Here is a 12,311-nt window from a genome sequence, read left to right as displayed (position 1 = left end):
ACAAAATGAGTAAAGATAAAGAGCCTGAGTACCATAAAGAAATTGATATTCTTTTTGACCGAGCACTGTCAAAAGGCATTCGTACACTAGCAATTACCTCAGCAGTACATCAAGAAGGGGTATCTAGCAGTGCCCTTGCCTTTGCCAAACGCTGTGTTCAGGCGAATATGCGTACACTGCTAATCGAGTTATCGATCACTGCACCAATTTTACCTACATTATACCCTGATGTAGGCAATGCTCTTGTTAATAGCGTGCCAAATACAAGCTCTGTCAACTTTCCGACCATTCATCAGATATCATCTTTATTTTCACTTGCCACAACACTGACACGTGCTGAACCTACTGATCGCTGGTATCGAAAAAATTTCACTCAGCTATTAAGTGATTTCACTGAGCACTATGACATCGTCATTTTTGATATTCCGCCAATCACATTAGAAGAGCAAAAATACTTACCCAGTGAAATAGCCTGTGCTTGTTGTGATGCTACCGTTCTGTCTGTTTTATTTTCCCGCACCCAAGAAAGCGAAATAAAAGATGCGCTAAAAAAACTCAAACAGACCGAATGTAATATCATTGGTTTCATCGCTAATGACAAGTTTAATCCATCCCTTGCCAGTGATTTAACGCGGGAAACCTACCGATTGGAGAGTCGCTTTCCTCGGCTAATGGAAAAATTAAGAGCGCGAATAAAAAAATTAGCCATTCTCTCTTTTAAATTATAGTAAATTGTAGGTGTATTTTTAATACATCCTTAAAAACAGCATTACCACCGAAAGGATTGCATTATGTTGAAAAATGAGTGGGTATTAAAAAAAACAGCATCACTGCTTTCGGTTCGTGAACTGAGAAATAACTTAAATTCAATATTAAATTCTCACAGTATAGCACCACAAGAATTACAGCACTGGTTACTTGCGTTTACTGAAGCAGCTACCAACGTAGTCAGACATACAGACCCTCTTGCCAGTTTTATTCAGTTAACTTTGTCGAATATTGATAACAAATGGGTAATGACAATAGAAGATAATGGCGGTGAAACTGCTGTGTACAACAACATATTTGATATACCCGATACATTAAACGAAGGAGGTTATGGCATTGCGCTAATTCAGTCATTATTTGCACAATCTGTCTATTCACGCACTACTGAAAATACAAATAAACTAGTCATATCAAATCCATTCTGCTCTCAAATTAAACTACCTACTATTGTTCTTGTTGATGATGACCCTGTAATCCGAAAAATAATACATAGTTATCTCAAAGATAAATATCAGATTATTGAATTCCCTTCTGCCGAAGATGCCATTCCGTTTATCAAAAAAAATAAAATAGACCTAATTCTATCTGATATATCAATGCAAGGTATGGATGGGCTCAGCATGCGTAAAAACTTAGCTGGACATATTGAGAACAGATATACTTCCTTTTGTCTTTATCACTGGAAACTCAAGCGATAATACACGCCAGACAGCAGCAAGATTGGGTGTTGACGACTATATTGTTAAACCAGTGAAAAAAACAGAACTGCTCGATATTGTATCGCGTGTACTACAACGAAGCCAAAATCTAAAAACCCGGATTAATCAGCGGCTTGATCCCAAAGTTACCGCAGGTTTACGCCCGCAGCTTCCCAGTAAAATAGACACCTATAATCTTGTTGTGCAAAGCCGAGTTGCATCTGCAGGTGGCGGTGATTACTTATTACAGCATGATAAACTTATACTGCTGGGTGATATCATGGGCCATGGTGAACAAGCTAAATTTTTTGCGTATGCACATGCAGGCTACTTTCGTGGTTTAATTTATGGCTTATACAAAAATGAAGGCATTAATGTTCTCTTAAATAAGCTATCTCAAAGCATGATCAATGACTCCCTACTCAGCGGCGCACTAACTACATGTATTGCAGCCGAGCTCAACAACGAATATATTCAATTAGCCAGTGCAGGCCACCCTAAACCGTGGCTAATTACCGAAGAAGGTGTGGATATTTTACCTGTTAGTGGCATGTTAGCGGGTATCACTGAAGATACACAATATAATAAACTTACTGTGCAATTAAAGCCAAAACAAAGATTGATGCTTTATACTGACGGGTTATTAGAGTCAAGAAGTGAGGCGCTGACCAACCATTACGAAACAGAAATTAGTAAGATCTTAATTTCTTCACTATCAGAACCTATTGAGTTAGCTGCTAAAAAAATTTCCAGCTGGTTTGATATTGCTCATGCAGAAATGCCCGAAGATGACATGACTTTTGTTTTAATCGAAAAATCTGTATAGCGTATAGTAAAAAATCATGCCAAAATCGAATCTTTAATCAAGGTTCGATTAATCGTATCATTTAACTTACTCATTGTAAGTGGTTTAGTGCAATAATCAATCATACCAGCAGACAAGCACTCATCACGAACACCAATAGTTGCATCGGCAGTTAATGCAATAATTTTAGGTGAATTCTTCCCCATATCATGAATGATTACCTGCGTTGTTTCTATTCCTCCCATACCCGGCATGTGTAAATCCATAAAAACGATATCATAATTTTTATTTTTCACCGTATTAATTGCCTCCTCACCTGATGACGCAGTATCAACTGTATGGCCCATTTTTTTCAACATGGCTTTTACAACCATTAAATTAACTTTATTATCATCAACAACCAGTAATGATTTAGCACTGTATATCTGCTCTACCTCAATGGCATCATGGGGTGCACAATGATAGTCTCTTGCATCAAAATGTTTAGCAATAACAGCTTGCAAGCCTGCAGACTTCACCGGTTTAGTCAGGTAATCATTCATACCTGCTTTAATATATACATCTCTTGAGCCTTCCATTGCATCGGCAGTCAGTGCAATAATTTTAATTTCACGGCGATTATCATCTGCATATTTACGAATAACCATAGCAGCATCTAAACCATTCATCAGCGGCATTTGAATATCCATAAAGATCAGATCAAACATCTCATTATTAACTTTTTCTATTGCCGTAAAACCATTCTCTGCTGTTTGCACCTTATGGCCATGTCCAATCAATAAGGTAGAGATGAACTTGCGGTTTGCTGCACTGTCATCAACCACCAAAATGCTAATTTGTGGTGTACACTGATGGCACATTGTGCTTTGACATTTATCTGTTAAAGGCGCTTGAGCTTCTTTTGCTTTAAAAGAAAATACAAAACTACTACCTTTTCCTACTACGCTGGTTAATGTGATATCACCTTCCATTATCTGAGCCAAATTTTTTGATATTTCCAGCCCTAAACCTGAACCACCGTATAAACGAGTTGTTGATAACTCTGCCTGTGAAAATCGTTGAAATAATTTTGGTATAACGTCTTCTGCAATCCCAATACCGGTATCCTCTACGGCAATAGAGATCTCAAAAAGCTGCGGTGATATAAGCTTGCTACGTACGATAATACGAATTGAGCCCTGCTCTGTAAATTTAATCGCATTGCTGATTAAATTCATGATTATTTGTCTGACTCTGATTGGATCAAGTTCAATCCATGCTGGAAGGTCTGGCGGGTAATCAAGAATTAGCTGCAACCCCTTTTGCGCTGCTGTATTAGCCACTAAACGATGTGTATTAATCAACAGGTTTGATAGTGAACAAGGAGAAACATCTAAGCGTACATGCCCTGCTTCCAATTTAGACACATCAAGAATATCATTCAGTAACCCAAGTAAATGCTCAGCTGAATCTTTGGCGGTGGCTAAATAGTCAGCTTGTTGTGAGTTCAACGTACTGTCTTCAAGCAATGAAATCATACCAATAACACCGTTCATCGGTGTTCTAATCTCATGGCTCATATTAGCCAGAAAAACACTTTTTGCCCGATTACCCGCTTCTGCCTGAAAACGTGCATCCTCTAGTTTTTCGGTTAGCAGCACTAACGAATGATTTTGCTTTTTACTGCGTTGTAATTGGCTCCATGCAGCAACACCAAAAACAATAATTAGCATAAATTGTAAGGCAGCAATCATCGTTGTTGTTGCAATCTGATTTTTTACTGTTTGCTTTCTGTTCTCATCTAGAGCAGTAAAGGATGTGTTAACCTGCAGATTTGTTTTTTGAAGTAAAGACTGTAATTTATTAACCCGCGCAATAAGCTCCTGGTACTTTTTTTTATCATACACAGGCGTCATATCAGGGCCTAAAAAGGTGTCTGCATAATCAATAAAAGCAGGAAGCTCTTTCTTTATCTGATGGTAAATGGGCTGTTCAACTAATATCTCACGGCTATCACTGCCATGCAGAGCTAGCCCAATACGGCTTACAAAAGTATCATAACGCAGTTGCAGCGCACGCATTGATGATACACTACCATTTTCAGACTCAACTTTTAACAGTTGATATTGCAAACGATAATACTCATTTTGCAACTGAAAATAGGTCCACATCAAGTTATCATCACCAATACTGGCACTTCTTTTCAAATCATCAAACTGCTTATATTGGATAGATGCAATACTTATGAATGTGCCTAATAACACAAGGCATATCATAATAAGCAGTCGATAATTTGTTTTCATCTCATCCCTTATTTAGCGTGTCGGATTACATGCTAATGATAACACATCACTCTATTTTTATAGAATCAACCTGCCAAGCACAACGGCTATAATATAATTTTGTTCTCAACTCCGGATTAGTATTGAATGGATAGATAACAAATAGAGGCCCTTTATCTCTTACACTCAGTATTTTTCCATCAATTTTTCTTGCTAAAATAACATCATACTTATCAACATCAGATGTTGGGATAGTTGACTCATAATCATTCAAAGCAACAAAAGTAATGTTTTTCCCATTGGGTTTAACTAGTGCCAATACATCTTTAATTAATGGACCTTCAAATGTTTTTTCGCTTTCATACCACGGCGTTACTGTTGTAATTTTATGTTGAGGCAGTGAGTCAAGTAATTGCTCATCAAAAACAGCTATTTCACCTTGGTTCTTCTCACTATACTTCCTGATATAGTTAATACTGGATCACCTGTAATAGCATCAAGTGCCCAACTAGCAGCAGGCAACACTAGTGTAGATACAGCTAATCCAATAGCGTAAAATAAAGGCTTGAGTTTCATCTGTTATACTCCAACTAAAAATTTCATACTGACAAGATTATAATGTCAGATAATCTTGTAATGCGGCTTTTGTTGGCTCACTGTACTGCATGAAATCAGTATATGCTGATTGACTCTCTTCTCTCTCACCATTTCGGCAGTGCATCTCTAAACGCAAGGCGGATTGGTACAGATCTTTTGCTCCCAATGAGCCAGAACTGCTTTTAATACAGTGTGCAAGTTTGCCTAATGCAATAAAATCCTCTGCACTATGTGCACTGGTCATTTGTATGATATGTTCATCAAGCTCTACTAAGTAAACCTGAATGATATCAATGAGCACTTCATCACCAATTTCATGTTGCAACTCATTCAATACTTGTAAATCAAGCCGCTCGATAGAGGAAGCTTTAAGTGCTTGAAGTTGAGCCATATATACCCTCTTACTACAGATAAACTCACACCACAAAATCCACAACAATGCGGAAGCCAGATACAACTGATAGGTAAAATTGCTCACTGCCAACCTTACCCTGATACAACAACAGCGATACACATATGCACAGAAGTAGATAAATAGTCTTAAGTCTCTATCTGCTTATTCAAAGATAGCACTCAGCACAGAAATCTTCACATGCATCTGAATGTATTGTCTAAAAACAATGGGAAATGAGAGTAAAAGCAAAAATAAGAAAAAAACAATAAGGACTAGCGATGATATAACTAATAAACATAAAGGTTGGATATAAAAGGCATCTGCTGCTACAAATTAGAGATAGATGCCTTTTAAAAAAATAAATAGCTAATATTAGCTCATTATCGTAATAACTAATTTTTCAATACAGTAAGTGCAGCAATTTTCACAATAACATCAACGGCTTTATCCATGCCTTCTACGCTGACAAACTCGTGTTTACTATGAAAATTATACCCACCCGTAAAAATATTTGGGCAAGGGAGTCCACGGTAAGAGAGCTGCGCACCATCAGTACCGCCACGAATAGGTTTAATTTGCGGCTCAATACCACACTCACGCATAGCCTGTTCAGCAATAGCGACAACATGTGGGTATTCCAGCACTTTATCACGCATATTTAAATAAGAGTCAGAAATTGTGATATCAATTCCACATCCACGCTTTAAGCCTGAGTTAAAAGCCGCAACCTGCTCATATAAAAATGTTTTACGTGCTCTAAAGTTATCGCTGTCAAAATCACGAAGAATATAATGCAGCTCTGCTTTTTCAACCGAACCTTTCATCTGATTAAGATGGAAGAAACCCTCACGCCCTTCGGTTAACTCAGGCGTCTCCCCTGCTGGCATTCTGGCATGAAATTGCATAGCTAATGCCGAAGCATTGACCATGACATCTTTTGCTGATCCTGGATGCACATTATTACCGTGGAACTGGATCACCGCGCTGGCAGCATTAAAGTTCTCATATTCAAGTTCACCAACCCCACCACCGTCAACCGTATAAGCCCACTGTGCCGCAAACTTATCAACATCAAAATAATGTGAGCCACGGCCAATTTCTTCATCAGGAATAAATCCGATTCGAATATTACCGTGTGGCACATTTTCGGCTTGTAAACGTGCTATTGCGGTCAATATCTCAGCAATACCCGCTTTATCATCTGCACCCAGCAAAGTTTTACCATCAGTGGTGATTAATGTTTTACCGTACATCTCGTGCAATACCGGAAACATCACCGGTGATAAGATCTCATCACCAATACCTAACGCAATATCTCCTCCACGGTAATTCTCAATCACCTGTGGTTCAACATGCTTTCCCGAATAATCGGGCGAAGTATCTAAATGGGCGATAAAGCCAATCGTAGGTACAGACTGATCCGTATTGGCTGGCAATGTTGCCATTAAGCAACCATGCTCATCTAAACTGATATCGGTCAAGCCCATCTCTTGCATTTCATCACGCAGTGCCTGCGCTAACGCCATTTGCCCTTCTGAACTCGGCACATGGCGGTGGTTAGCTTTAGACTGCGTATCAAACGCAAGGTAAAAGAAAAATCGGTCTAACAGCTTATTCATAATCTCTGTACCTCATTTGTAATCGCTCTATTATGCAAAGTCGATACAAACAAGCATTGCGGCAAGTCAGTCTTTTGCTTAATCCTGTTGAATAAAAGGGGTAATTTGCGTTGGTTTAACAGAAAAGGTCAGCACATCACTTTTCGTAATCGGAAATTGTGTAACATCTACTGCCCATTCATGCTGCTTATATTCAATGGTACGCGTTTCTAATGCCGTGACAGGGTTATCGGTATTCGCTACCGAAATCTGGCCAGTTTCTGTCGGAAAACGAATGATCACCCCCGCCACTTTAGGCATACGACTGCGCGTAAAAAATGTTCCCAACCGCTGGTAAAGCGTATTCATATCCGCCACCAGCAACTGTAATTGCTGGCCAGAAATAGTGGTTGTCATTGGCAACGTGGCCAGTACCTGAACCGAGATATTACAAGGCGCTGTATTGGCCGTTTCAATGGTAATGTTGGGGTTAATACTGCGCAAATTGCTGTCTTGTGGAACCCGTATCTCACCGGAGTCATCGACACTTATCTGCTCATTATGCCGCCCGGCACTCATTGTGATACGCGTAATCTTACAACGCTGTTTTGTTTGCGGATCATGTAAAAAATAGGCTAACCGAGCCGCTAACTTCGCTTCATCAGCACTATTTACGCGTGAGACATCATCATAAAATGTCTTATATTCGAAAACTTGGCTTGCTGCATGGCCATAACCTGCTGACAAACCAAAAAAAACCAAACACCCGCTGTAAAAAACCTTATGTACAATGTTGAGTAAAGTGCTTCCTTTTATTGTTGTTTTTTTACTTTTGATTTTGTCGTGCGCATTCAAAACGGTAGCAGCATACATAGCAACACCCTGTCATTATGATAGATTACATTTACCTCAATACTTTTACCTGAAAACACAATGCTTAACATGATTAAAGTAAAAGATTGCTGTATTGCTTGATAAAAAACAAATCCGGAGCACTATAGTTTGTGCTTTAGGAATGAAAAGAGGAAAATTGTTTGGTTAAAGGGAAAACGGCTTTCCATTCTGCAGCGTTACCCTTATCATTCGCGCTCTTTTTTATATTCAGTGGCGTCTTTGGTTAACAGTCTTTTCCAAAGACGGTTCTATCTGTACACATTAAGGATAGAGTAAGAAGCTAAATGACTGAACTACGCTCTCATTCGCCGGTAGTAGAACTCCGAGCCATTCGTAAAGGATTCGACGGCAGGGACATCATCTCGAATCTTGACCTCACCATTAATGACGGTGAATTTTTAACCATTCTAGGGCCTTCAGGTTGCGGGAAAACAACCGTTCTGCGCTTAATTGCAGGGCTTGAAGATGCTGATGAAGGTCGTATTATTCTTGATAATCAAGATATTACTGATATCTCGGCAGAACATCGTCACGTCAATACCGTATTCCAAAGCTATGCGCTCTTTCCCCATATGTCGGTGTTTGAAAACGTCGCTTTTGGTCTACGCATGCAAAAAGTACCTGCAAGTCAAATTGAACCACGCGTGATGGATGCGCTTCGCATGGTGCAACTTGATGATATGGCAACCCGTAGCCCGCACCAGCTTTCCGGTGGGCAGCAACAACGCGTTGCGATTGCACGTGCGGTGGTTAACAAGCCAAAAATATTGCTGCTTGATGAATCACTCTCTGCTCTTGACTACAAACTGCGCAAGCAGATGCAAAATGAACTAAAAGCCTTACAACGTAAGCTGGGAATCACCTTTGTTTTCGTTACGCATGATCAGGAAGAAGCCCTGACCATGTCAGATCGCATTATTGTTATGCGTGATGGTCGTATCGAGCAAGATGGCACACCACGCGAGATCTATGAAGAGCCGCGCAACTTGTTTGTGGCCCACTTTATCGGCGAAATTAATATTTTCACTGCCGAGATCATCGAACGTGTTGATGCCGACCGTGTACTGGCCAATGTCGAAGGCCGTGAATGCCATATCCATAATGTGATGATGGATGTATCAGCCGGCGATAAAGTTAATGTATTGCTGCGTCCTGAAGATTTACGGATTGACGAAATTCACAATACCGATCAGGTTGATGGCATCATCGGTTACGTTCGCGAACGTAACTACAAAGGTATGACACTCGATTCCACCGTTGAGCTCGAAAGCGGAAAATCTGTCATGGTCAGTGAATTCTTCAATGAAGATGATCCTGATGTTGACCACTCACTCAACCAAAAAGTTGCTGTAACATGGGTTGAAAGCTGGGAGGTGGTACTCGCCGATGAAGACAACGCGTAAGTTTCAGAATACCGTCATCACCACCATTGTTGCCTGGTTAGTGTTGTTTGTTTTCATCCCTAACCTGATGATTATTGGTACCAGTTTTCTGGTACGTGATGATGCAAACCTGATCCAGCTGACCTTTACGCTGGACAACTATACCCGCTTGTTTGACCCGCTCTACGCCGAAGTCATGTGGCATTCGCTCTCAATGGCCATGATCGCGACGTTTTTGTGTCTACTCATCGGATACCCGTTTGCCTACACCATTGCCCGCATGAAGGCCAAATGGCGGCCTATCCTGCTCTTTTTGGTGATAGTCCCGTTTTGGACTAACTCCCTGATCCGCACCTATGGCTTGAAAATATTCATCGGCACCAAAGGCTTGCTCAATACACTGCTACTTTCGGTTGGCATTATCGATCAACCGTTGCGTCTGATGTATACCGAAACCGCCGTTATTATGGGGTTAGTGTATATTCTCTTGCCTTTTATGGTGCTACCGCTCTACTCCAGCATTGAAAAGCTCGATAACGCTTATATTGAAGCTGCGCGCGATTTAGGCGCAAATAAATTTCAGCGTTTTATCAAAGTGATCCTTCCCCTGACCATGCCGGGGATTGTGGCCGGGTGTGTTTTGGTTTTGCTTCCTGCCATGGGGATGTTTTATGTCTCTGATTTACTTGGTGGAGCCAAAAATTTGTTAATCGGTAATGTGATCAAAAGTCAGTTCCTCAATATCCGTGACTGGCCATTTGGCGCGGCAACCAGCGTAACTCTGACTTTATTGATGGGGCTATTGCTGTTTATCTATTATCGGGTAGGAAAACTGCTTAATCGTAAAGGTGAGCTAGAATGATAGGACGTATATTTCGTAGCGGTTTCATGCTTACGGTTTATGCCTACTTGTATATTCCTATCGGCATTTTGATCGCAAACTCCTTTAATAAATCAAAATACGGGATTAAATGGGAAGGTTTCAGCCTTAACTGGTATGAACGGCTGATGAACAATGACAGCCTGATACAAGCCGCGCTGCATTCAATCACTATCTCCGTATTGTCAGCAACCATGGCAACACTTATTGGTGCAATGGCGGCAGTGGCATTGTTCCGTTACCGTTTTCGGGGTAAGCCGTTTGTCAGTGGAATGCTGTTTGTGGTGATGATGTCACCCGATATTGTTATGGCTATTTCACTGCTAGCTCTGTTTGTGGTTGCCGGTGTTTCACTCGGCTTCTGGTCTTTGCTGTTTGCACATATCACTTTTTGTCTACCCTTTGTTGTAGTGACTGTGTATTCACGCCTAAAAGGGTTTGATGTCAGAATGCTTGAAGCCGCAAGAGACTTAGGTGCCAGTGAAACCGTTATTCTGCGAAAGATTTTACTGCCACTGGCTATGCCAGCCGTTGCAGCTGGGTGGCTGCTCAGTTTTACGCTATCGCTTGATGATGTGGTGGTTTCCTCATTTGTAACTGGGCCAACCTACGAAATTTTACCGTTAAAAATCTACTCAATGGTAAAGGTCGGCGTATCGCCGGAAGTCAACGCACTAGCAACACTCATGCTGGCAGGTTCACTGGTTTTAATCATCACAAGTCAGCTATTGTTACGCAAAAAAGTTACGTAAAGGTGGCCTTGCACGCATATTCAGGTGTAATAGGAAACCGTAAGATTGATAATATGAAACAGGCAGGGAATTACACACTTTTTCGTAATTCCCTGATTTAATTTACTTACTTAGAGGAGAGTCTTGAATGAAACGATGGTCACGTCTTCTTGTTGCGGGGATGATGGCGCTCGGCATTCAAGTTGCGAATGCGGCTGAGGATAATGTGGTCTACTTCTATAACTGGTCGGAATATATTCCTTCTGGTCTGTTAGAAGAGTTCACCAAAGAGACCGGAATTAAGGTGATCTACTCCACCTATGAATCCAACGAAACCATGTATGCTAAGCTCAAAACATTGGATGCAGCCAATGCTTACGATCTTGTCGTGCCTTCAACCTATTACGTAGATAAAATGCGTAAAGAAGGTATGCTACAAAAAATCGATAAAGCTCAGCTCTCTAACTATAAAAACTTAGATCCTGCTCTGCTCAATAAGCCATTTGATCCCAACAACGATTTCTCTATTCCCTATATCTGGGGCGCAACAGGGATCGGCGTGAATACCGATGTGATTGACTCAGACACCATCACATCATGGGCTGATCTGTGGAAGCCTGAATATGCCGGTAGCCTGCTGATGATGGATGATGCGCGTGAATTCTTCCATCTTGCACTGCGTAAATTAGGCTACTCAGCAAACACAACCGACCCTAAGCAGATTGAAGCGGCTTACCACGAGCTACAAAAACTGATGCCAAATGTACTGACATTCAATTCAGATTTTCCGGCAAACCCGTACATTGCTGGTGAAGTTAACTTAGGTATGTTGTGGAATGGTTCTGCTTATATGGCACGTCAGGAAGGTACTCCAGTACAGATTGTCTGGCCAAAAGAGGGCGCTATTTTCTGGATGGACAGCCTGGCAATCCCTACGAACGCAAAAAACACCGAAGGTGCGACCAAGCTAATCAACTTCTTACTGCGCCCTGATGTGGCAGCAAAAGTGGCTGAAGAAATTGGCTACCCTACACCGGTGAAAGCCGCACAGCCTTTATTGCCAAAAGAGATGGTTGCCGATAAAACCATTTATCCGGAAGAAAAAACCATTATGGCCGGCGAATGGCAGAGTGATGTCGGTTCAGCCAATGAACTGTATGAAAGTTATTTTCAAAAGCTCAAAGCTGGACGTTAATAACCGATTGAAAGAGCGCATAAGTTCACTATCGATCAACGATAACGCTGACCGTTATACACTCTGCGCTGTTGTGCAACCTTGTCATAAAATGCCGATCACTACCAT

The 12,311-nt window shown here is 40.9% G+C and carries 12 protein-coding genes; 7 read left to right on the top strand and 5 right to left on the bottom strand.

Translation table 11 applies throughout. The annotated features are described in order from the left end of the window. Positions 1–5: 5 nt before the first annotated feature. The 3 genes from AC1HDJ_RS08695 to AC1HDJ_RS08685 all read left to right on the top strand — a co-directional run bounded on the left by AC1HDJ_RS08695 (position 6) and on the right by AC1HDJ_RS08685 (position 2,292). Positions 6–728 carry a tyrosine-protein kinase family protein gene (locus tag AC1HDJ_RS08695; protein ID WP_479535103.1) on the top strand — a complete coding sequence of 241 codons (723 nt, stop codon included), beginning with the start codon at positions 6–8 and terminating at the stop codon, positions 726–728. A gap of 63 nt (positions 729–791) precedes the next feature. After that, positions 792–1,466, top strand: coding sequence for a response regulator (locus AC1HDJ_RS08690; protein ID WP_479537648.1), 675 nt, complete (start codon positions 792–794; stop codon positions 1,464–1,466). A gap of 22 nt (positions 1,467–1,488) precedes the next feature. Then, on the top strand, positions 1,489–2,292 hold the full coding sequence (locus AC1HDJ_RS08685) for a PP2C family protein-serine/threonine phosphatase (RefSeq protein WP_479537646.1): 804 nt from the start codon (positions 1,489–1,491) through the stop codon (positions 2,290–2,292). 14 nt (positions 2,293–2,306) lie between these two features. Here the strand turns inward: AC1HDJ_RS08685 and AC1HDJ_RS08680 are convergent, their stop codons facing one another. From AC1HDJ_RS08680 to AC1HDJ_RS08660, 5 genes are all read right to left on the bottom strand, one after another. Beyond that, positions 2,307–4,553: a response regulator gene (locus tag AC1HDJ_RS08680; protein WP_479535099.1), complete on the bottom strand. Its 2,247-nt coding sequence runs from the start codon at positions 4,551–4,553 to the stop codon at positions 2,307–2,309. 46 nt (positions 4,554–4,599) lie between these two features. Further along, positions 4,600–4,917, bottom strand: a complete 318-nt coding sequence (locus tag AC1HDJ_RS08675; RefSeq protein ID WP_479537061.1) for a putative pterin-binding protein — start codon at positions 4,915–4,917, stop codon at positions 4,600–4,602. A 228-nt stretch (positions 4,918–5,145) separates the two neighbouring features. Then, the gene (locus AC1HDJ_RS08670) at positions 5,146–5,520 is read right to left on the bottom strand and encodes an Hpt domain-containing protein (RefSeq protein WP_479535097.1); all 375 of its coding nucleotides are present in this window, start codon (positions 5,518–5,520) and stop codon (positions 5,146–5,148) included. Between the two features lie 395 nt (positions 5,521–5,915). Then, positions 5,916–7,142 (bottom strand): peptidase T, encoded by a 1,227-nt coding sequence (gene pepT / locus AC1HDJ_RS08665; protein WP_479535095.1) that lies wholly within the window; start codon positions 7,140–7,142, stop codon positions 5,916–5,918. A gap of 78 nt (positions 7,143–7,220) precedes the next feature. Next, complete coding sequence (locus AC1HDJ_RS08660; protein ID WP_479535093.1) at positions 7,221–7,994, bottom strand: DUF2987 domain-containing protein; 774 nt, start codon at positions 7,992–7,994, stop codon at positions 7,221–7,223. 305 nt (positions 7,995–8,299) lie between these two features. On the opposite strand from AC1HDJ_RS08660, the gene potA reads away from it, so the two are divergent. The 4 genes from potA to potD all read left to right on the top strand — a co-directional run bounded on the left by potA (position 8,300) and on the right by potD (position 12,203). Next, on the top strand, positions 8,300–9,418 hold the full coding sequence (gene potA / locus AC1HDJ_RS08655; RefSeq protein WP_438624221.1) for a spermidine/putrescine ABC transporter ATP-binding protein PotA: 1,119 nt from the start codon (positions 8,300–8,302) through the stop codon (positions 9,416–9,418). Continuing rightward, positions 9,402–10,259 carry a spermidine/putrescine ABC transporter permease PotB gene (gene potB / locus AC1HDJ_RS08650; protein WP_438624222.1) on the top strand — a complete coding sequence of 286 codons (858 nt, stop codon included), beginning with the start codon at positions 9,402–9,404 and terminating at the stop codon, positions 10,257–10,259. Before potA ends, potB begins: the two co-directional genes overlap by 17 nt. Beyond that, positions 10,256–11,029 carry a spermidine/putrescine ABC transporter permease PotC gene (gene potC / locus AC1HDJ_RS08645; protein ID WP_438624223.1) on the top strand — a complete coding sequence of 258 codons (774 nt, stop codon included), beginning with the start codon at positions 10,256–10,258 and terminating at the stop codon, positions 11,027–11,029. The genes potB and potC overlap by 4 nt, the downstream gene beginning before the upstream one ends. 127 nt (positions 11,030–11,156) lie before the next feature. After that, entirely contained in the window at positions 11,157–12,203 is a 1,047-nt protein-coding gene (gene potD, locus AC1HDJ_RS08640; protein ID WP_479535089.1) for a spermidine/putrescine ABC transporter substrate-binding protein PotD, read from the top strand. Positions 12,204–12,311 lie beyond the last annotated feature (108 nt).

The organism is Plesiomonas sp. ISS29 (assembly GCF_056522795.1).
Note: the sequence above shows the minus strand (reverse complement) of the source record. Positions and strands in the feature narration are given on the sequence as shown.